Raw genomic sequence first — 20973 nt, 5'->3', positions numbered from 1 at the left:
ATTGGTGCACGTTTGGTTGGGAAGGAGACGGGGCGAGGCATGGAAAAGGCGTATTCCCGCAACATTTTTGCCGTGGCATGGAACTTGCTTGCGCTTGCCTGCGGCGTCATCCTCGCCTTCCTCGTGCTGGGACGCTTCTTCGGCATGGTCGCCGGCCTGCTGGGCTCCGGCCTCTTGGCCGTGGCCATGCTTGCGGACATGCTGAGCCACCTGAGAATGCGCGTGGTGGTCAGGGACACGAGCCTCTCCATCTTCAAGGGCAGGGAAGAGTGGCATTTCGACCTTGGCCAGGTTGCCCTGCGCGCGGAGAGCTCGGATGGCCAGTACCTGACGCTCAAGGTTGTGGAGGCGGACGGGGCGGCGCACGACTTCGACCTGACGCTCTTGGGCGTGTCCCAGTACCAAGAGCTCCTGGAGGACCTTGGCGTCACGGGCGAGAGAAGTGCGGTCACGCGGCTCGAGGCCGAGAAGAAGCAGTAGACACACGGGCAGTCATACGGAAAGAGGAGATCAATGCAGGAGTACATCGACGCGTTTTTCGGGATGGGCGTATACGCATACGTCGTCATCGCCATGTTCGTCCTTGCCGCCATCTTCGCGGTGGTGTCCGCAAAGATGAACAAGGGCTCCATCACGAAGTGGAAGGCAGCTCACCCTGGCTGCGTGAAAGTGTGCCTCAAGGCCAACAACAACGTAATCACCCAGCAGGACCTGCGAGCCCAGGTCCTCAGCGGAGAGGCCGCCGTCTTCATGGAGAGCATGGGCTGGGTCGTCTACGCCATGCCGGGCGATGTGGTGCTCGAGGTGACGTATTCCTATACGAGGCCTGGCGTCCTGCACAAGACGGTGACCACCACCTGGGGCCCCTCTAAGGTCGAGCTCCATCTTGAGGCAGGCAAGGACTACACCCTGGCGTTCGACAAGGACGAGGAGCGCTTCAATCTCGTAGAGGACTAACGCGCGTCTTCTCGGCCGAGAGCTACGCCTCTTCCCGTGTTGACCCACCTGTGGCTGCCCCGCAGGTGGGTCAATACTTGGCTTTCTCGCGTGTGGAGCCAAGAATGGCGGATTCGCCCGTCCACAGGTGCCCTACCAGCACGCCTTGGGCCAGCCGTCGTGCTATGATGCTTCGCAGGCAATGACGGAGAGGTTCGCCCGTCGCGTCGCCAGCGGATGAGAGAGGGGGCCCGTGGCTGAGAGGCCCCTCCAAGGCTGACGGACGAAGTTCACTCCAGCAGCCGCAACCTGAACGTGCGCCCGCGCCCGGCTTGGCGCGCCAGTAGGGAAGCCGTCCGCCTCACGGCACGAGGCGCAAGAGCGGCCATCCGCGAGAGACAGCGCGGCGGGCAATCAAGGTGGTACCGCGGAATATTCCGTCCTTGGGCAGCTGGCCCGGGGGCGGTTTTTTATCGAGAGGGGATTTGCGACATGGCGATGTCCGATGAGCTGAGGTCGATTCAGGAGATGGTGGAGAGGGGCGTGCGAGAGGCATCCTCCCTCGAGGAGCTTGAGCAGCTGCGCATCTCTGCGACAGGCAAGAAGGGCTCGCTCACGGCCATCATGCGCTCCATGGGCAAGCTCGCCCCCGAGGAGCGCCCGGCAATGGGCCAGCTGGCCAACAGCGTGCGCTCCGGCGTGGAGGAGGCCATCGCCCGGCGCAAGGCGGAGCTGTCCCGGGCTGCGCTCGAGGCGCGCATCCAGGCGGACGCAGTTGACGTCACCCTGCCGGGACGCAGGCTCTCGCAGGGTACCCAACACCTCATCTCGCAGATTCGCGAGGAGATAGAGGACATCTTCGTGGGGCTGGGCTACACCGTGGAGGACGGTCCCTACGTGGAGACCACCTACTACAACTTCACTGCCCTGAATGCCCCCGAGGACCACCCCAGCCGCTCGGCCAAGGACACCTTCTACGTGGAGGACCGCGCACCCGAGGGCAAGGCGACTCACGTCCTGGGCGAGTCCGACGTGCTCCTGCGCACCCAGACCTCGGGCGTGCAGGTGCACGTGATGGAGGAGAAGGAGCCTCCCATCTACATGATCTGCCCGGGCACGGTCTTTCGTCCGGACACCGCAGACGCCAACCACCTACCCCAGTTCACGCAGGTGGAGGGCCTGGTGGTGGACGAGGGCATCACCTTCGGCGACCTCAAGGGCACCCTCGACTACTTCTGCCGCGAGATCTTCGGCAAGGACCGCGCAACCCGCTACCGCCCACACTTCTTCCCCTTCACGGAGCCCAGCTGCGAGGTGGACGTCTCCTGCGGCGTCTGCCACGGCAAGGGCTGCCGCTTCTGCAAGAACACGGGCTGGCTCGAGATCTTGGGCTGCGGCATGGTCGACCCAAACGTCTTCAGCTACGTGGGCATCAACCCCGAGAAGTACTCCGGCTTCGCCTTCGGCATCGGCGTGGAGCGCGTGGCCGCCCTGCGCTACGACCTGCCCGACCTGCGCATGCTCATGACCGGTGACATGCGCTTCCTGAGGCAGTTCTAGCGGCAGCGCCCCAACCCAAGAAGACCTCTTCGCGCGAGAAGAAAGCGAGACACAGATGCGCGTTTCATACGAGTGGCTCAAGAGCATGGTTGACGTTCCTGAGGACCCCCAGAGCCTGGTTGACGAGTTCGTCCGCACCGGCACCGAGGTGGAGTCCGTCGAGCGCCTTGGCTCCGACATCACGGGCGTAGTGACCTCCCAGGTCTTGGAGAAGGTCCCCCACCCCGACTCTGACCACATGTTCGTCTGCAAGATGGACGTGGGGGAGCACAACGTGGACGAGGGCGGCAGGCCCGTTCCCCTGCAGGTGGTCTGCGGAGCCCAGAACTTCAGCCAGGGCGACAAGACCGTGACGGCCCTGGTCGGCGCAACCCTTCCGGGAGGCATCACGATCAAGAAGGGCAAGCTTCGCGGCATCGAGTCGCGTGGCATGAACTGCTCCAGCCGCGAGCTGGGGCTTGACGGCGACCACGCCGGCATCATGATCCTGCCTCCCGAGACCCCCGTGGGCCTGGAGTTCACGGACTATGCCGGCACGAGCGACACCGTGATCGACTGCGAGATAACCCCCAACCGTCCCGACTGCCTCTCCATGCTGGGCATGGCGCGCGAGGTCGCCGCCATGCTCGACGAGGACGTCCACGTTGACCTGCCTGCCATCAAGGACGAGTCGGCGGCGCACGGCCGCACGGAGGACCTGGTGGACGTGCGCATCGAGGACGACAGGCTCTGCCCGCGCTACACCGCACGCGTGGTGCGTAACGTGAAGATCGGCCCAAGCCCCGAGTGGCTGGCTCGTCGCATCGTTGCCGCGGGCAGCCGCCCCATCAACAACGTGGTGGACGTCACCAACTACGTCATGTACCTCACTGGTCAGCCCCTGCATGCCTTCGACCTGGGCAAGCTCTCCGAGCGAGACGGAAGGCGCCACATCGTGGTGCGCGCGGCCAGGGACGGGGAGACCATCACCACCCTGGATGGCCAGCGGCGCGCCCTCACGGACGACATGGTGGTCATCACCGACGACGGCAAGACGCCCGTTGCCCTCGCCGGCGTCATGGGCGGGCTCGACTCGGAGATCGACGAGACCAGCGTGGACGTCCTTCTCGAGAGCGCCAGCTTCGAGCCTGGCCACATCTCCCGCGCCAGCCGCAACCTCGACCTCATGAGCGAGGCCTCCATCCGCTACGAGCGCCAGGTTGATCCCATGGGCTGTGCCATGGTCTCGGACATCGCAGCCGCCCTGTTCGAGGAGTGCTGCGCGGCCGAGGTCTGCGAGGGCATGGTGGACGCCTGTCCCGTCGAGCCCGAGCCCGTGGAGCTGACCCTGCGCCCCCAGCGCGTGCGCGGCCTCTGCGGGGCGCCCATCACGACGGAGTTCATGGCAGGCCGGCTCTCCAGGCTTGGCTGCGAGGTGACGCGTGGTGCGGGCGAGGACGAGGCGCTTGCGGTGCGCGTGCCCAGCAACCGCCCTGACCTCAGCCGAGAGATCGATCTGGTGGAGGAGGTCCTGCGCCTCTGGGGCGAGGGGGACGTGAGGCCCACGCTCCCGGCCGCCCGCAACCATGCCGGCGGACTCAGGCCAGACCAGCGGCTCCTGCGCAAGATCGGCTCTACGCTGCGCGCGGCGGGCCTCTCTGAGACCAGCACCTACAACTTCGCCGACCCACGCGACCTCGAGAGGCTGGGAATGCCAGGCGTCGGTCGCGGCGTGCCCGTGAGGATCTTGCGCCCCCTGGTGGCGGACCAGTCCGAGATGAGGCGCGACCTCCTGCCGGGCCTCCTGCGCTCCGTTGCCTACAACAAGGATCACGGCGTGAAGAACGTGCAGCTCTACGAGCTGGGCCGCGTGTTCTTCGGTCACGAGCACGCAAGCCAGCCCGAGGAGCCCAGCTACGTGGCCGCGGTCCTCTCGGGTGCCTGGGACGATGACCAGTGGTCCTCCAAACCTGCCGGCCTGGACTTCTTCGACGCCAAGGGCGTGGTCGAGACCCTGCTCGACGCCCTGCGCATCACCAAGGTGCGCTTCCGCGTGGCCGAGAGGGAGAGCTACCCCTGGCTGCAGCCCGGGCGTGCCGCCGAGGTGCTCGCTCAGGGAGAGCTCCTGGGCTGGGTGGGCAACGTCCACCCCAACGCCCTTGCCAACTTCGACCTCGAGGACGACGTGGTTGCCTTCGAGCTCAGCGTCGCCGCGCTCATGCGCCTGGCCCAGCGCGAGCTGCCCTTCGAGGACGTGCCCACGCTTCCCGGCGTCTCCATCGACCTCGCCCTGGTGGTGGACGAGGAGCTGCCCTTCGAGCAGGTGCTCCAGCGCATCAGGAGCGCGGGGGGCAAGCTCCTGGCGGACGTGCGCCTCTTTGACGTGTACCGTGACGAGCGGCGCGTTGGCGCGGGCAAGAAGTCCCTGGCCTTCTCGCTGACCTACCGTGCCGAGGGCCGTACGCTCACCTCGGAGGAGGTTGAGAGGGCGCATAGCAAGCTCGTCGGCAAGGTCACCAAGTCAACGGGTGGCGAGGTGCGCGGCTAGAGGCCAAGAGATGCCCAGCTGGAACATACATCTTGCCCAGGCAGAGGCGGCCCTTCGCGAGGCGGCCGCTTCTGATTTGGGGATCGAGGACGAGAACGCCTTCCTCTTCGGCAACCTGGTGCCCGACGTCTACGTTGGCTACATGGTGCTGCCCCTGCCGTACCGCATCGGCTACTGCGAGACGCACTTCGCCGATCCGGGCCACGTCCCCGAGCCGCGCTACTGGGAGTTCTGGGGGCACTTCGGCCTGCCCAGCGCCGACGAGCACGGCAGGGTGTCCGACGTGGTCCTGGGCGCGTGGTGCCACCTTCTGGCCGACAACGTCTACAACCACAACGTGAACGTCTTCCGCCAGGCCCATGGCATTCCCCGCGGGGAGGAGACCCGCATTCGCAAGCAGGCGGACTTCGAGCTCTTTGGGCGCACCCTCGAGCTCTCGCGGACCTGCCACGAGACGGAGTGGCTCAAGGAGGAGGCCCTGGCCTTTCCCCAGTACGGCATCTACCCGGACGAGCTGCGCCTGAGCATTCAGGTGGCAAATCAGATGGTGCTCGACAACCAGCTGGGGCGGCCTCAGGGGAGGCCCAGCTACAGCATGCTGACGGCCGAGCTTTTCGACCAGACATTCGACGAGGTGCTGAGCCGCATGGTGGCAGGCCTCAAGGCGTATGCGCGCGAGGGAGCATCAGCTCCTGAGCTCAGGGAGGAGAGGCCCCATGCCTAGGGCAAGGATGTCCGCACGCTTCGACAGGACGGAAGGGGAGCTCCTCTACGTCCAGGTCTCTGACTTCGTGCGCGAGAAGATCTACTCGAAGGACTGGGGCGTGAACGAGCCCATCCCCTCCGAGCACGAGCTCATGGGCATGCTTGACCTCTCGCGTGGCACCGTGCAGAAGGGAATCCGCCAGCTGGTGGACGAGGGCCTCCTGGTGCAGCAGCGCGGCCGCGGCACCTTCGTGGTTCAGCCGGTGATGGCCCGACCCAGCTCCAACCGCCTTCTCTCCTTTGGCGAGTCCATGTCCAGCCAGGGGATAGACTACGAGACGCGCGTGGTGGAGAAGAGCGTGCGCACGGCCAACGACGCCTGCGCGGAGAACCTCCAGATCGCCCCGGGCGACGGCTACCTCTACCTCTGCCGCGTTCGCTACGTGCGCCGCCGCGCGGTCATGTTCATCGAGAGCCACCTCAACCTCTCCGTCTGCCCCGGGCTGGCCGAGGTCGACTTCGAGGCGGAGGCGCTCTTCGCCGCCGTCGAGCGCACGAGCGGACGTGGGATCGGCCGCAGCGAGATGGTCTACACGGCCCGCGTCGCGGGCAAGGAGCGCGGGCGCTACCTTGAGTGCGACGAGCACGCCCCGGTGCTGGAGCTTGACCAGCTGGTCCGCCTGGACGACGGCACGCCCTTCGAGTGGGGCAGCGTCTGGCTGCCGGCCAACCGCTGCGTGATCAGCAGCGAGACGCGCCGCGGCTAGCCGTCCACCACATCCAGGAGCGACTCTATGAGCAGGCCCTGGCAGGGGTCGAACTGGCTGCGGCTGAGCCTGACCATCTCGCGCACGGCGTCGAGCGCCGCCTGGGCTGCAGACTCCAGCGTCTCCTCCTGCAGGAGGTGCCCTAGGAGCACGGCGCTGAAGGCGTCACCGGTCCCGGGGAAGCTCACTCCTATGCGGTCGAAGGGAAGCTCGAAGAAGTCGTCCAGCTCGTAGTCGTGGCCAATGACGCAGTCGCGTCCCTCCACCTTGCAGCCGGTGATCACGACGGACTGCGCCCCCAGCGCGTGCAGGCGCTCAACCAGGGTGCGCGCGTCGCCCTCGCTCAACGGGCCCTCCTGTGCGGGGGTTCCCGTAAGCAGGCATGCCTCCTGGTAGTTGGGCCTGATGATGGACGAGCGTGGGACCAGGCTGCGCATCCCCTCCAGGCGCAGCTCGTCGATGAGCCCGTCAGGTCCCCAGGGGTCTTTCAGGATGGGATCCACCAGCACGCAGGCGTCCTCCCGCATGAGCCTGCCGCAGAAGCCCCGCATGACGCGAATCTGCTCCAGGGAGTGCAGGTTGCCGGTGATGACGGCATCAAACTCCAGGCCGAGCGTGTCCCAGGCATCAAGGGTCCGCTGGAGGTGCTCGGTGGTGTCCATGGTGACGTTGCAACCGTAGCAGGAGGGGTTGGAAACCAGCGACGTAGGCAGCGTGTGCAGGGCGTAGCCCATGTACGAGAGGATGGGGACCATGGCCCCCAGGGCCACCTTTCCCGACTCGACCAGATCGTGTACGAGCAGTATCTGCCTGTCCATGGGCCCCCCTCGGCCGCCTGCGTTGCGGCCGGTCAGTCAGCGTCCTCCAAGAGAGTGCCCCCTAGCATAGCCACATGCCTGGCATTCCTGAAAGCTCCGACGCCCCGCCTTCGGTGAGCGGGCAAGGGACTCGCGCTGCCGTCCGCCTCCTCTTGCCAGGACGAGGGGCCCGCAAGAGGAGGTCTTGCGGGCCCCTCGGGAGGTGCCTTCTGAAGGGGAGGTCCCCCTTGGAGGGGCGCTCCTCGCCCTACTGAATCTGGGACACCATCGTCATGTTGGTGGACGTGATGTAGTCGCCCTGGGAGGGCGAGGTCTGCGGGTCTCCTGCGGTGATGACCACCAGGTCCCCGGTGTCCACCAGGCCCTGCTCCTTGGCCACCGTCAGGGCGTTGTAGCAGGTTGAGGAGAGCGAGCCCTGCTCGGTGGTCTTGTAGGCGTAGACGCCCCACATGAAGCAGGTCTTGCGGACGGCGTGGTTGGAGGGAGACATCGCATAGATGGGAAGCTTGGGACGGTAGTTAGAGATCAGGCGGGCGGTGCGGCCGGAGTGCGTGGGGCAGATGATGCACTTGGCGCCCACGCGGTCCGCCACCTCGACGGCGGCGGCGCCGATGGCGGAGTTCACGTTGCGCAGGCCGCCGCGGTCGTAATACTCGAGCACGCGCTCGTCCAGGTAGTTCTCGGACTCGCGGGCGATAGAGGCCATCATCTTGACGGCCTCGATGGGATACTTGCCCGCCGCGGTCTCGCCAGAGAGCATGACGCAGTCGGTGCCGTCGTAGACCGCGTTGGCAACGTCGGCGACCTCGGCTCGGGTCGGGCGGGGGTTGCGAATCATGGAGTCAAGCATCTGGGTTGCGGTGATGACGGGCTTGTAGGCAGCGTTGCACTTCTTGATGATGGTCTTCTGCACGTGGGGGACCTGAGAGGGGGGAATCTCCACGCCCAGGTCGCCTCGGGCGACCATGATGCCGTCGGAGTGCTCCAGGATCTCGTCGAAGTTCTTGACGCCCATGGCGCTCTCGATCTTCGGCAGGATGTAGATGTTGCGCATGCCGCTGTCGGCGCAGATCTTGCGGATCTCGTCCACGGCGGCGCCGTTGCGGATGAAGGAGGCGGCGATGGCGTCGATGCCCAGCTCGCAGCCGAACATGATGTCCGCGCGGTCCTGCTCGGTGACGGAGGGCAGGCTCACGTCCACGTTGGGGATGTTGACGCCCTTGTGCTCGCCCAGCTCGCCGCCATTGATGATGTTGCAGTGCATGTCGTTGCCCTCGACGTGGTCGACCTCCAGGCCGATCAGGCCGTCGTCGATCAGGATGATGGAGCCCTTCTCCACCTCCTGGGGCAGCGCCTTGTAGTCAAGCGAGAAGCGCTCCGCGGTGCCCACCACGCCCTCGTCGGTGGTGACGATGGTGGTCTCGCCGGTGGTGAGGGTCACCTTACCGTGGTTGGCGAGCTCGCCGGTGCGCACCTCGGGGCCCTTGGTGTCGAGCATGATGGCAACGGGGATGTGCAGCTCGTCGGAGATGCGACGGACGCGCTCGATGTTGTTGCGGTGGTAGTCGTGGCTGCCATGGCTGAAGTTGAAGCGGGCGACGTTCATGCCGCTCTTGATCAGCTCGCGCAGAACCTCGTCGCTCTCGGTCGCGGGACCCATGGTGCAGACGATCTTCGTCCTCTTGATTGGCATGTGCTTCCTCTCGTTCTCTTGCCTCGTGACCGCCGGCACGCGCACCGGCGGGTTAGTCTCTCCTGGTGCCATCGATGCTCCTGGCAAAAAGGCACAACTGTCTAGAATAGGCCCTTGGCTAGCACACCACGCTGCGCTCGACGAAATCCGTCCCATTTTCAAATGCCAGGGCGTTGTCCAGGGTCACGCGGGCAATCTGCGAGAGGGCCTCGTGCGTGAAGAACGCCTGGTGAGAGGTGAGGACCACGTTGGGGAAGGAGCAGAGGCGAGCCGTGGGGGAATCGATGACCTCGCCCGCGCGGTCCTGGTAGACGTTGGGATTCTCCTCCTCGTAGACGTCCAGGCCGGCGGCCCCGATCTTGCCCGAGAGGATGCCGCGGATGAGGGCCTCGGTGTCCACCAGGCCTCCGCGGCCGGTGTTCACGAAGATCACGCCATCCTTCATCTGGGCTATGGTCTCGTCGTTGATCATGTGATAGCTGTCCTCGTTGAGGAAGGCGTGCAGGCTGATGAGGTCGGCGCGACGGTAGAGCTCGTCGTACTCCACGTACTCGTCCACCACGTGCTCGACGTCAACGAGGGCCTGGTTGGGGTAGAGGTCGGCGCCCAGGACGGTCATGCCGAAGCCCTTGCAGATGCGGCACAGGGCCGCCCCGATGCGTCCCGTGCCCACGATGCCCGCAGTCTTGCCGTGCAGGGTCTCTCCGACCAGCCCGGCAAGGGAGAAGTTGTTCTCGCGGACGCGGTTGTAGCCCTTGTGGATGCGGCGGTTCGCCGTGAGGGCAAGGCCCATGGCGTGCTCGGCTATGGCCTCGGGGGAGTAGGCGGGAACGCGGGTGACGCGCATGCCCAGGGACTTCGCGAAGTCCACGTTGACGGCGTCGAAGCCGGCGCAGCGCATGAGCACCAGGCCCACGCCCAGGCCGCGCAGTACCTCGAGCGTCATGGCTGAGATGTCGGCGTTCACGAAGGCGCAGACCGCGTCGTAGCCCCTGGCCAGGGCGGCGGTCATGGGGGTGAGGTTTGTCTCGGTGAAGTCAACCTTGATGCTGGGGTAGTCCTTCAGTTCCTGCTCGAAGGACTTGCGGTCATAGCTCTTGGTGCCAAAAAAGAGAAGCTTCATGGGAGCCCTTTCTTCCGGGGGCAGCCTCGCGGCGGCTCCAACCAATGCGCTTGGACAGCTCTGATTCTATCGCAGCCGGTGGGCGTGCTGGATGTGCTGCGCGGGCGTGCGGCCAACATGCGAGCCGCGCGCCGCCAGTTTGGGGCGGTTTCTCCGTGCGATTCCGGTGCGAAACGCCCCAACTGCGATTCCGCGACGGAAACACCACCCCGACCTTGCCTCCCGCGGTGCCGAGAGGGTCGGCTGCTCTACACGCGGGGCCTCTCTTGTAGAGCGCCCTCTCGCCACCTGGGGTTTTGTGGCCCCGCTCTACACGGGAGCGCCGTGCTGTAGAGCCCGCAAGTCGTCGAGCGAGAGAAGCCAGGCCATCTTTGCTTGTGGCTTATCACCTTTAGGACCCTTGTGCCAATTGTTTGGACTGCATAGTCCTAGAGCATACCAAGGGGAAGGTGTTCCTACTTGCGACGAGTAGGCGCCTCATACGGCGAGAGCTTCAATAAGGCCGTCCGGCAGTCTCCAAAGATCTTTATGCCAAAGTATCGCTCGAATTTTATAGCGCTTTGTGACAGGTGTTAATTCAAATAGCAACCATTCAGTTGAATTATCGGCATGCTTACCGCAAAAGTATGGTCGAAGCCCATCCGGTGTTGCATTCTAAGAAAAAGCCTCTGTTAGACCACAATTGACATGATCTGAAAAATGAAAGGGGTGTACGCCCCTTTCATTGATTTATTGCTTTGATGCGGATGTCTCCCGATCTCAGATCCTGGAACGGGCTTCCGTGGCCCTGCCTGACACTCAGCCAACCAAGGTCCTTAAGCTCGCCCAGGCTCATGAGCTGGCAGTTGGGCAACCTCTCGGAAGTCCAGGCGCGAAGAGCCCTTTGAATCGAGGGGTCGCAGTACTGCGGTACGCCGATGAACGACTCGGTGAGTGGCGTGCTGGTGACAAATGAGGCCGTGCTGGTCTCCCCGTCATCACAGAGGAGGCAGTCCACATCGGAAGCGGCGACGTCATCGACCTCGCCCGTCCTCGTCATGGACAAGGAATCGATGCGATACAGGGTCTCGCCGTCCTTGTTGATGCCGATTGTGAGCGCATTGGAGATCCAGGTTTTTCCGCCGCACGACCAGTAAGCCTGTTTCTCGATTGGCGGCTCCTTCCCGCCGCGCTTCTTCGAAAATACGTAGAAGTTGGTTTTCGCCCGGCAGAACCCCTGGAAGGCCTCCATGGGCATATTGAGAACGCCCTTTAGCACGAAGCGCTCGTCTAGCCATTTCCTGAACCAGGAGTAGCTCTTGGAGAAGAAGTACGTCTCGGGAAGGACTATCCCAAGCCTTCCTCCCTCGTGAAGGAGCCTGTGTGCGCGCTCGACGAACACGATGCCTATCTCCGTCTGCATGTACTCGTCTGCTCTCTTGCCTGATTTGGTGCGCTTGCAGATGGAGTATCCTCATGCGCTCGCCTCGGCCGTGTTTACGGTCAGATTCTGCCCGAACAGAGGATTGGTGAGGACCACGTCGTAGCCATCGTCATCGATGGCATCTTCAAGACCGCGCCTGTTGCTTTGCCATTTCGATTGCCTGATGGAGTTGCCCAGCTTGATATGGGTTGACCCATCGCCCATTCCGACCATCAAAGCCCCCGCGAGCTTCACGTTGATGTCGTCGAGGTCGACGCCGTAAAGCCTCGCATTCGCCCATCTGGCCGCATCCGCCTCATTTATCTGGGAGGAGACCTGGAGGTAGGCCTCTCCGAGAAATCCGCCGGTCCCGCAGGCGGGGTCGAACTGGACTCCGAAAATGATAAATGCTGGGTTGCGTTAGCGAGTACCTACCGAGGGGTCTGCTCACTGAGTTGCGTTGGCGCGCATATGGGTAAGAAAAAGCCCGCACGCAAGGCGGGCAAGATTTCTCGAAAACCTTAAAGGCTGTCGACGATGTCGCTTCCGGTTTTGAAGGTCATCCACCGCGCCCTCAAGACGTCCTGCGTCCTTTGCCGCACCCTTGGCATTATCCCCAGCACCGTCAGCCTCGTTCCCGAAATCCGAGAGGGCATCGTTGTTGGCTTTCAGCTCGCCTTCGAGCCGGTTGAGTTCAGCACCTGCGTTGTTGAGCTTGATCTGCCAATTCTTTGTACGGCTATCGTTCTCATCAAACGATGAGGCAGAGTTTTCGAGCGCGGCACGCAGAGTCTCGATCTTGGCTTTCTGAGCCTTGATCTCTTTGCCCTGCACCTGGTTACGGGCGGTGAGTGCTTCGGCGGACTTATCGTTATTATCGAACGAGGAGGCTACGAGCTTCATCTCACTGCCGAGCACCCGCATCTCACGGTTAATATCCGTGATCGTGCGTTTGAACTCCCGCTCGCCCTCAAGCCCGATCTTCAAACCAAAAGTAGAATCAGACATGACAAGGTCACCTCCTCGAAGGGATAATGAAAAGGGATCAAATTGCTAAGCGAAGGGGGAAGCTATGGACATGAGCTCGGAAGATTTCGGTGCAGTTCTTGGCGAACTAATCGTTCCAACACCCTTATCTGACATATTCGAAGCTCGTTATCCTCAAAACGAAAACGACCGCTGGTGGTTTACCACCCGGATGCATTGCGCTGGATTTTTTGTTTCTAAACCCGTTCAAGTAGATGCCTGCGATAAGCGCAATAAGCACTTGCTAATTGCAAGTAAGACTTGGAGGGGAATGAAACGGCCAGAGATGTATCTTTGGATTCTTGAAGCTTTAGGCCTACAAGAGGAAGCAAAGGCACTCTCTGATCTCATGCATGCGGAGCTTGATAAAGGCGAATGCGACTTGAATACCCTTGTGGAAATAGCGAAGGGCGTATTTAACTGGGACAAGGTCGAAAAGGCTGCACGTAAGGAATTTGATCGTCTCGTGAACGAATCGCCCATGTCACATCGACCCATTTAGATCCTTGCGGGGATGACGTCGTCGATGAACCATTGACGCAGCGGCTGGGCGCGCCCGGTTTCTAGCTGCCAGCAGTCGACGAGGTCGAGGAGTTCTCCGAATACGGTCAGGCCCACCTCCACACGCGTTAGGTGAAGGTGGGCCATGCCGATATAGGTCAGCCGCGTGAACACAGCCTGATTGTTGTCGACTACGCGTCCGCTGCCGGTGCTTTTGGGGCTGGCTCGGTGAGGATGTCTCGGCGTGTGCCGCGCTGGAGGGCTTCGGCGATCGTGCCACGATAGTCCGCCAGATCAGCAGGCACGGTCAGCAACTCGACCTCATCCTCGCCCAACTCTGGGCGCTTATCGTCTGGGTGGCGGTGGTTATGGATCTGGACTGACTGGTTGGCCAGCAACGTGATCAGCCAAATCACCTCACCGAGCGTCTTGCCCAGATCCTCGGAGGATTCAAGTGCGTTACTCAGGTGTTCGAGCCCACCGTAACGCTCAGCAATTAGACGGGTTGCTTTCGTAGTGAGAACCCGCTCGTAGTCCTCCCCGCCGATGCTGACGGTGGTGGAGCGCCCTGGTTCCACTGGGGGACGGCCATGAGATCGCGTTCATGCACAACCACCCCGGGAGCTCGATTCCGTCCGCCACCGACTTCGAGAGCCTGAGGAGAAGCGGTGCGTCGTTCGGCGTAATCGCCTGCCATGACGGGTCGATGTGCCGGCACTCCGTTTTAGGGAAGCCTATGCCAGGGTATGATGCCAGCGACCAGGCCCTTTGGAGGGCGATTTGGCAGAGGATGTCCAATGGCAAGAGCGAGGCGGAGGCTCTGAAGTTTATCGAGGACGGATGGGGGGTCAGGATTGAGCATATTGGCAAGGATTGACGCTGAGTTCAACAAGGAAAAGCTCTTGCACAACGACGACCTCGACATGAGGCCGCTGCTCGATGCGCTCTCTCCGGACGAGCTGAGAACGTGGACGAAGGAGGCCGAGCTGTGCGAGAGCCTGTACCCCGAGTTCGGTGGGCGTCCAGACTTCTACGACATCGTGGAGCGTGAGATCTACGCAAGAGGCATAGAGACCGCCTAGCCAGGAAATTCAAGAACGCCGTACAGCCAAGCCGCCCCAGGGCGGCTTTTTTCATGCCCAGACGCCGAATCTCACGCCCGCCGGACAATCACCCCGAGGCGCCGCACGGCGCACCAGCGAACGTGGCGTCCCGCACGGGACGCCGATGGCCGCGAAGGCTGGAAGGGGGACGTGGCATGGAAGACGACCAGGGGCTTGCGCCCGATGGGTCGCAGGGCGCCGAGGAGGAGCCCGACTACAAGGAGCTGTACGAGAGGGCCAAGGCGAACTCCCGCAAGTGGGAGTTGGAAAGGTGCGCTAGCGGTTGTTTGTGCTCCCGCTGATTGACTGCCCCTAGAACAAGGGCGGGGAGATGCACCTAACTAGTTCTTTCTCGCATGCGAAGACGGGCGCCTGCCCTACACGCGGGCGCTCCTCTGTAGAGCGCTCCTCTCGCTAACTGGGGTTTTGTGAGCCTGCTCTACACGGGAGCGCCCACGTGTAGGGCAGCCCCTTCCCCAGCGGCGCACCACTCTTCCAAGACGAAACCCATGTACAATAAAAAGATTAAGGTGCCTGGCACGGCAGCCTTGGTGAGCCCTTGCCCCTCCTGGGGAATTATGATCGGGCATCAATCTGCCAGGCGCGCAGTGGCGGCAGCGGGGGCTGCCGCATGACCCAGGAGGGAAGGAACGTGAGAGAGTATCTGGTTCCCGCAGCAGACGTGCTCGAGGAGTACGCAAGCAATGCGGAGCAGGGCATCGGTGCCGGCAGGGCGGAGGAGCTTCTCGCCCAGAAAGGCCCCAACAAGCTCAAGGAGGCCGAGAAGGACCCGCTGTGGAAGCGCTTCTTCCAGCAGATGGCAGACCCGATGGTCATCATGCTCATCATCGCCGCGGTCATCTCGGCGCTCACTGGCATCATGCAGGGCGAGGCGGACTTCGCCGACGTGGTCATCATCATGTTCGTGGTCATTCTCAACTCCGTGCTGGGCGTGGTCCAGGAGGCCAAGAGCGAGGAGGCCCTGGCCGCGCTCCAGGAGATGGCGGCGGCAACGAGCAAGGTGGTCCGTGGCGGCCAGCTGCTCTCGGTGCCCTCCTCCGATCTGGTCGTGGGCGACATCGTGATCTTGGAGGCGGGAGACTCCGTCCCCGCGGACTGCCGCATCCTCGAGAGCGCCTCCATGAAGATCGAGGAGGCCGCCCTTACGGGCGAGTCTGTGCCCGCAAGCAAGCACTCCGAGGTCATCGCCCTTGAGGAGGGCGCGGACGACGTGCCCCTGGGCGACCGCAAGAACATGTGCTACATGGGCTCCACCGTGGTCTTCGGGCGCGGTCGAGCCGTGGTCGTGGCCACGGGCATGGACACCGAGATGGGCAAGATAGCCGACGCCCTGGCCCAGGCCGAGGACGGCCAGACGCCCCTGCAGGTCAAGCTCGACGAGCTCTCCCGCGCCCTCACCATCCTGGTGGTCGCCATCTCCGCCATCGTCTTCCTCACCGGCTTCGTGAAGAACGGCCTGGGGTTCATCTCCGACCTTGGCCTGGTGCTCAACACCTTCATGATCGCCGTCTCTCTTGCCGTCGCCGCCATCCCCGAGGGGCTGGTGGCCGTGGTCACCATCGTGCTCTCCATGGGCGTGACCAAGATGAGCGAGAAGAGCGCCATCATCCGCAAGCTCAGCGCCGTGGAGACCCTGGGTTGCACGCAGATCATCTGCTCCGACAAGACGGGCACCCTCACCCAGAACAAGATGACCGTCGTGGAGCACGCCACCGAGGACCTCACGGCCCACGTGCGCACCATGGCGCTTGCCTCCGACGCCAAGTGGGACAGCGAGGCGGGCGTGGCCACCGGCGAGCCCACCGAGGCCGCCCTCGTGGCAGACGCCGCCAAGGAGGGCTACACCACCGTAGCGTTGGCAGAGAGCCGCCCGCGCGTGGGGGAGGCGCCCTTCGACTCCGGTCGCAAGATGATGTCCGTGGTGGTCAAGGACCACGATGGCTATGAGCAGCACACCAAGGGCGGCCCTGACGTGGTTCTGGCCCGCTGCACCCGCTACATGGGCGCGGACGGCATCGTTCCCATGACCGACGAGCTGCGCGAGAGGGTCATGGCCCAGAACAAGGCCATGGCCGACCGCGCCCTTCGCGTCATGGCCTCCGCACGTCGCGACTGGGGCGGCCAGATGCCCGAGTCCTTCGAGCCCTCCCTCCTCGAGCAGGACCTCACCTTCGTGGGCCTCTCGGGCATGATCGACCCCGTCCGTCCCGAGGTGAAGGCCGCCATCGAGGAGGCCCACTCCGCCGGCATCCGCGTGGTCATGATCACCGGAGACCACATCGACACCGCCGTGGCCATCGCCCGCGAGCTGGGCATCATCGAGAGCCGCGAGCAGGCCATCACCGGCGCCGAGCTCGACCGCATCACCGATGAGGACCTGGCGGACGAGGTGGAGCGCTTCGGCGTCTACGCCCGCGTCCAGCCCGAGCACAAGGTGCGCATCGTTGATGCCTGGAAGAAGAAGGACAAGGTCGTCGCCATGACCGGTGACGGCGTGAACGACGCCCCCTCCATCAAGAAGGCCGACATCGGCGTGGGCATGGGCATCACCGGCACCGACGTCACCAAGAACGTCGCCGACATGGTCCTGGCAGACGACAACTTCGCAACCATCATCAATGCCTGTGAAGAGGGGCGTCGCATCTACGACAACATCCGCAAGTGCATACAGTTCCTTCTGAGCTCCAACCTGGCCGAGGTCATATCGGTCTTCGTCGCCTCGCTCGTCGGCTTCACCATCCTCGAGCCCACCCATCTGCTCTGGATCAACCTCATCACGGACTCGCTGCCTGCCCTGGCCATGGCCACCGAGGGGGCGGAGCCCAACATCATGGGGCGCAAGCCCCGCGACTCCAAGGACGGCATCTTCTCAAACGGCATGGGCGTGGACACCGTCGTCCAGGGCACCATCATCGCGGTGCTGACCCTCGTTGCCTACCTCATCGGACTTCGGCACGCGGGTGTGAGCGTGGCCCAGGCCGTCGCGGACCCGCACGCCGGCCTCGAGGGCATGACCATGGCCTTCCTCACGCTGTCCATGGTGGAGATGTTCCACTCGCTCAACATGCGCAGCCGTCGCGAGTCCATCTTCAAGCTCAGGAAGCAGAACGCCTGGCTCTGGGGCGCCTTCGCCGTGGCCCTGCTCCTGACCTTCGTGGTCATCGAGACGCCGCTTTCCGAGGCCTTCGACTTCGCCGAGCTCGACCTCGTCCACTACGCCATCTCCATGGGCCTGGCCTTCCTCATCATTCCCATCGTCGAGGTGGAGAAGGCCGTCATGCGCTCGCTGGAAAAGAACAAGTAGGAGAAGAGGGGCCTCTCGTTGGGCAAACGCGCTCAGAAAAGCAGAGACGCCAGAGGAAGGGGGAGCGTCGGTGGGGCCGAGAGGGTCCTGCCGGCGCTCTCCTCCCTTACGGACCTGCCGCGCTGGGGCGAGCTCTCCCCAAGCGAGCGTCAGCGCATGGAGTTCGGGGGGCTGAGGGAGCGCCTTGCGGGCGAGCTCTCGCTTGACGCCTCGGAGCTGGCGTTGGGCTGCGTGGTCCGCCTGGACCGCGGCTTTCCGGCCGTGCTCTCGGAGAGGGGCGTGCTGCGAGCCGAGTTCGCGGCGCGCCTGAGCAAGGCCGGCTACTCACGCGTGGCTGTGGGTGACTGGGTCTGCCTGCGCCTCCCGGCAGGCCATGACATGGGCCTGGTGTGCGAGATCCTCTCGCGAGAGAGCGACGTCGCGCGCTGGAAGGGCAAGTCTCGAGGCGAGAGGCAGACGCTGGCGGCCAACGTCGACGTGGTGCTGGTGGTGCAGGCGCTGGGCGACGAGCCCGTCTCCTGCGACCGCATCGCGCGCTCCGCTGTGATCGCGGCAGACTGCGGCTGCGAGGTGGCCGTGGTGCTGACCAAGGCGGACAGGGCGGGCGAGAGTGGCCTCAGGCGTGACCTGGGCCTGGTGCGGGAGCTGCTGGGCGAGGGCGTCGGCCTGGTGGCCACCTCTTCCGACGCGTCCGCCCAAGGTCTGGAGGCGGAGGCGGTGGAGCTTGGGGCCGGGTGGGGGGAGGCCGCGGTGCGTGCCCTGGTTCCCGAGGGGCGCGTGGCCATCGTGCTGGGTGAGTCCGGTGCGGGAAAGTCCACCCTGCTCAACGCCCTCTTGGGTCGCGCGGTGCTGGAGACCGGGGCCGTGCGCAGCTCGGATGACAGCGGCAGGCACACCACCGTGGCCCGACGTATGGTCTCGCTCCCGGGGGCAGGGGTCATCGTGGACGAGCCAGGGCTGAGGAGCCTGCCGTTGGTGGGGCACGAGCACGGGCTTGCCAGGGTGTTCCCCGAGGTGTCTGAAGCTGCCCAGGGGTGTCGCTTCAGGGACTGCAGCCATACGCACGAGCCCGCCTGCGGCGTGCGCGCGGCGCGGCTTGACGGAAGTTGCGGCCCCGTGAGGGTGGATGCATACGTCTCGCTGGCTCGCGAGATGCGCGCCAGCGCCCAGAGTCTGGACCCCGACATAGTCCTCTAGTTTTGACCTGCCCCTTTGTGTGCCTAAAGGGTGGGCGCTCGGCCATTTCCCAAAAGGGGCGCCTTCGGGCGCCTCGACTTTTTTCGTGCCTCTGGGCGGTCTTGCCCGTTTTCCGCCGATGTCCCTAGCTGCGCATCCGTTGCCCAAATGCAAGCCAGCCGCAAGCTATGCGCAAGTGGCCGCCAAGCAAGGGAGAAATAAATACCAGCTCAGAGGGCTTGTGCACCGACAATTTCCCTACGGGTTTCCACTTGATCGGGGAGGTTGTGATGTCGCTGCGCTTCAGGCTCGTCTTTGCGCTGTCCTGCGCCGCCCTGGCGGCACTCCTGTGCGTCTCGTATGCCACAACGGTGAGGGCGGAGGCGGAGCAGCTGCGCGCGGATGCCATCGCGCGCTACGGAGGCGAGGTGGTGGGCGTGGTGGCAGCGGTCCATTCCCTGGAGCCCGGGGACGTCATAGGGGCTGCGGACGTGAGCCTGCGCGACTGGGTGACAGACCTCGTCCCCGAGGGCGCCATGACCAGCCTGGATGGCGTGCTGGGAAAGGAGGTGGCCGTTCCCGTTGCCAGGAACTCCCCCGTCACGGAGCTGACCTTCAGGGACGAGACGCACATGGCCGAGGTGCCGCGAGGTCATGTTGCCATCAGCGTCCCCATCACGGACAAGCTCGGCGTCCCGCGCAGCATCAGACAGGGTTCCAGCCTCGTCGCATATGGCGTGGGGAGGGAGGCCTCGGAGCTCCTCTCGGCAGACATCGAGGTGCTCTCGGCGCCTGCGGCGGGCAGCTCTGCCTCGGGGCTCCAGCTCAGTCTGGCCGTTCCCGCAGACCGGGTGGAGAAGGTCCTCTCTGCCAGCGCCAGCGGAGACCTCAGGCTGGTGGTTCCCGCCCGTGGGGTGGAGCTTGCCCCTGAGGGGGAGCCGGCGGCTCCCGAGGCCGTGACCGACGGTGGGCTGCCACAGCCCGCGACGCAGGGAGAGGAAGGCTGATGGCTGGCATCTGGCTGGGATGCACGGGGACGTCGGGGCGCAGGGAGCTTGAGCGTGCGCTGAGGTCCGTGGATCCGCGAGCGACGCTGAGCCTGCTCGCGACGGGACTCGCGCTGAGGGAGGGACTCAGGGACGAGGAGCCTGGCAGCGTTGGCGCCATAGTCGGCCTCAGCGAGGAGGGCGTCTCCGATGTGAACCTCGCTGCCGCCCTCGCCGCCGACGGACTGGCTCGCGAGGTGGTCCTCGTTGTGCGGCGCGCCTCCGGGTCCTTGCGCTCTCGCTCTGCGCGTGCGGGCATCGATAGGGTCATAGACCTCGATGAGCTGGGGGGCCTTCCCCGCGGCGGCACGAGTTCCAGCGACGCCGAGTCGCTTGGGCAAGGTTGGCCGCCATGCGTGCCGCCGCGGGTCGGGGAGCCTGCGGATGGTCCTGGGCCCGACGACCGGCCGTGCGTTGCGCCCTCGCTCGCCTCTCTTGGGGATGGCGCGCCCGTTCTGGCCTTTGCCTCCGGGCGAGGTGGCGTGGGCAAGACGGCGATCGTCTCCTGCTGCGCGGCGCTTGCCGCGGCCTGGGGCATGCGCGTGGCCGTGCTCGACCTTGACCTCTCATGCGGAAACGTCCACAGCTGCTTTGGGTTGCGCCAGGGGTCCGACCTGGCGGGCCTTGCCAAGAGCGGATTGAGCGACGAGCGCATGGGGCGCTCCTGTGCGCGCCTTGCCGAGAATGCCTACCTCTGGGGGCCCTGCGAGCGGCCTGAGGAGGCGGAGCTCTTCATGCCCCACGCGGCAGAGCTCATTTCCTACCTGCGCGGTCGACATGACCTTGTGCTGGTTGACTGCTCCACGACCTTCACCGAGGGAATCGCCCGTGCGCTGGTCTGTGCGGACCGGTTGATCTTGGTGGGAGGGCCCGAGGCGAGCGCGCTCGGCCCTCTGGGACGCACGAGCGCCCTGGCAGTGCGCCTGGGCGTGGCTCGGACGCGCATAGCTCGCGTGGAGAACTTCGCAGACCTCCGTGTGGAGCGAGAGCCCACCTTCGGCAGGGCGGAGGTAGGTCTGGAGAGCGCCCGCGTCTTCCGCATCCCTGACGGGGGCTCGGAGCCAGGGGAGCTGCTCGCCGCGGGGGAGGCCGTGGCGCTTGCCCTCTCCAGGGGCGAGTTTGCCCAGGCCGTGTCATCCCTGCTGGCCCAGCTGCTCTCCGAGCTTGGGGCGCTTCCCAACGTGGAGGCCGCCGAGGACGCGCTGAAACTGCGTCTGGGAATGAGGCGCTTCTCCCTCTTCGGGCGCAGAAGGGAGGCGTAGGCC

General features: G+C 64.6%; 20 protein-coding genes. 13 read left to right on the top strand and 7 right to left on the bottom strand.

The window, feature by feature from the left end; all coding sequences use genetic code 11:
* Positions 1–39: 39 nt before the first annotated feature.
* From CZ375_RS05610 to CZ375_RS05585, 6 genes are all read left to right on the top strand, one after another.
* Positions 40–480, top strand: a complete 441-nt coding sequence (locus tag CZ375_RS05610) for a hypothetical protein (protein WP_077598283.1) — start codon at positions 40–42, stop codon at positions 478–480.
* 33 nt (positions 481–513) lie between these two features.
* A complete protein-coding gene (locus CZ375_RS05605) occupies positions 514–957 on the top strand; it encodes a hypothetical protein (RefSeq protein ID WP_077598282.1) in 444 nt (147 codons plus the stop codon).
* Positions 958–1428: 471 nt separating this feature from the next.
* Entirely contained in the window at positions 1429–2496 is a 1068-nt protein-coding gene (pheS, locus tag CZ375_RS05600) for a phenylalanine--tRNA ligase subunit alpha (RefSeq protein ID WP_077598281.1), read from the top strand.
* A gap of 55 nt (positions 2497–2551) precedes the next feature.
* Positions 2552–5023, top strand: coding sequence for a phenylalanine--tRNA ligase subunit beta (pheT, locus tag CZ375_RS05595; RefSeq protein ID WP_077598280.1), 2472 nt, complete (start codon positions 2552–2554; stop codon positions 5021–5023).
* A 10-nt stretch (positions 5024–5033) separates the two neighbouring features.
* Positions 5034–5747 (top strand): hypothetical protein, encoded by a 714-nt coding sequence (locus CZ375_RS05590; RefSeq protein WP_077598279.1) that lies wholly within the window; start codon positions 5034–5036, stop codon positions 5745–5747.
* On the top strand, positions 5740–6495 hold the full coding sequence (locus tag CZ375_RS05585) for a GntR family transcriptional regulator (RefSeq protein ID WP_234966902.1): 756 nt from the start codon (positions 5740–5742) through the stop codon (positions 6493–6495). The genes CZ375_RS05590 and CZ375_RS05585 overlap by 8 nt, the downstream gene beginning before the upstream one ends.
* Here the strand turns inward: CZ375_RS05585 and CZ375_RS05580 are convergent.
* The 6 genes from CZ375_RS05580 to CZ375_RS05555 form a co-directional block, all read right to left on the bottom strand.
* A complete protein-coding gene (locus CZ375_RS05580; RefSeq protein WP_077598277.1) occupies positions 6492–7313 on the bottom strand; it encodes a PfkB family carbohydrate kinase in 822 nt (273 codons plus the stop codon). The genes CZ375_RS05585 and CZ375_RS05580 overlap by 4 nt on opposite strands.
* A 247-nt stretch (positions 7314–7560) precedes the next feature.
* Positions 7561–9006 carry a pyruvate kinase gene (gene pyk / locus CZ375_RS05575; RefSeq protein WP_200799703.1) on the bottom strand — a complete coding sequence of 482 codons (1446 nt, stop codon included), beginning with the start codon at positions 9004–9006 and terminating at the stop codon, positions 7561–7563.
* A gap of 118 nt (positions 9007–9124) precedes the next feature.
* On the bottom strand, positions 9125–10129 hold the full coding sequence (locus CZ375_RS05570) for a 2-hydroxyacid dehydrogenase (RefSeq protein ID WP_077598276.1): 1005 nt from the start codon (positions 10127–10129) through the stop codon (positions 9125–9127).
* 721 nt (positions 10130–10850) lie between these two features.
* The gene (locus CZ375_RS05565) at positions 10851–11531 is read right to left on the bottom strand and encodes a DNA methyltransferase family protein (protein WP_077598275.1); all 681 of its coding nucleotides are present in this window, start codon (positions 11529–11531) and stop codon (positions 10851–10853) included.
* A gap of 51 nt (positions 11532–11582) precedes the next feature.
* Positions 11583–11933 (bottom strand): N-6 DNA methylase, encoded by a 351-nt coding sequence (locus tag CZ375_RS05560; RefSeq protein WP_234966935.1) that lies wholly within the window; start codon positions 11931–11933, stop codon positions 11583–11585.
* 45 nt (positions 11934–11978) lie between these two features.
* Positions 11979–12539 carry a hypothetical protein gene (locus CZ375_RS05555; RefSeq protein WP_200799702.1) on the bottom strand — a complete coding sequence of 187 codons (561 nt, stop codon included), beginning with the start codon at positions 12537–12539 and terminating at the stop codon, positions 11979–11981.
* 64 nt (positions 12540–12603) lie between these two features.
* Between CZ375_RS05555 and CZ375_RS05550 the strand changes: the two genes are divergently transcribed.
* Positions 12604–13059, top strand: a complete 456-nt coding sequence (locus tag CZ375_RS05550) for a hypothetical protein (protein ID WP_077598273.1) — start codon at positions 12604–12606, stop codon at positions 13057–13059.
* Positions 13060–13249: 190 nt separating this feature from the next.
* Here the strand turns inward: CZ375_RS05550 and CZ375_RS05545 are convergent, their stop codons facing one another.
* On the bottom strand, positions 13250–13636 hold the full coding sequence (locus tag CZ375_RS05545; RefSeq protein WP_077598272.1) for a hypothetical protein: 387 nt from the start codon (positions 13634–13636) through the stop codon (positions 13250–13252).
* Between the two features lie 276 nt (positions 13637–13912).
* Here CZ375_RS05545 and CZ375_RS05535 point away from each other — a divergent pair, with 276 nt between their 5' ends.
* The 6 genes from CZ375_RS05535 (at position 13913) to CZ375_RS05515 (ending at position 20970) form a co-directional block, all read left to right on the top strand.
* Positions 13913–14140: a membrane magnesium transporter family protein gene (locus tag CZ375_RS05535; RefSeq protein ID WP_234966901.1), complete on the top strand. Its 228-nt coding sequence runs from the start codon at positions 13913–13915 to the stop codon at positions 14138–14140.
* Between the two features lie 176 nt (positions 14141–14316).
* Complete coding sequence (locus CZ375_RS08255) at positions 14317–14463, top strand: hypothetical protein (protein ID WP_159438382.1); 147 nt, start codon at positions 14317–14319, stop codon at positions 14461–14463.
* Positions 14464–14813: 350 nt separating this feature from the next.
* Positions 14814–17486: a cation-translocating P-type ATPase gene (locus CZ375_RS05530; protein WP_077598770.1), complete on the top strand. Its 2673-nt coding sequence runs from the start codon at positions 14814–14816 to the stop codon at positions 17484–17486.
* An 18-nt stretch (positions 17487–17504) separates the two neighbouring features.
* On the top strand, positions 17505–18683 hold the full coding sequence (rsgA, locus tag CZ375_RS05525) for a ribosome small subunit-dependent GTPase A (RefSeq protein ID WP_234966900.1): 1179 nt from the start codon (positions 17505–17507) through the stop codon (positions 18681–18683).
* 269 nt (positions 18684–18952) lie between these two features.
* A complete protein-coding gene (locus CZ375_RS05520; RefSeq protein WP_077598269.1) occupies positions 18953–19669 on the top strand; it encodes an SAF domain-containing protein in 717 nt (238 codons plus the stop codon).
* Positions 19669–20970: a CpaE/TadZ family protein gene (locus CZ375_RS05515; protein WP_077598268.1), complete on the top strand. Its 1302-nt coding sequence runs from the start codon at positions 19669–19671 to the stop codon at positions 20968–20970. The genes CZ375_RS05520 and CZ375_RS05515 overlap by 1 nt, the downstream gene beginning before the upstream one ends.
* The last annotated feature ends 3 nt before the right edge of the window (positions 20971–20973 follow it).

Source organism: Olsenella urininfantis (assembly GCF_900155635.1).
Lineage (GTDB): Bacteria > Actinomycetota > Coriobacteriia > Coriobacteriales > Atopobiaceae > Olsenella_G > Olsenella_G urininfantis.
This window is presented reverse-complemented; position numbering and strand designations above follow the sequence as displayed.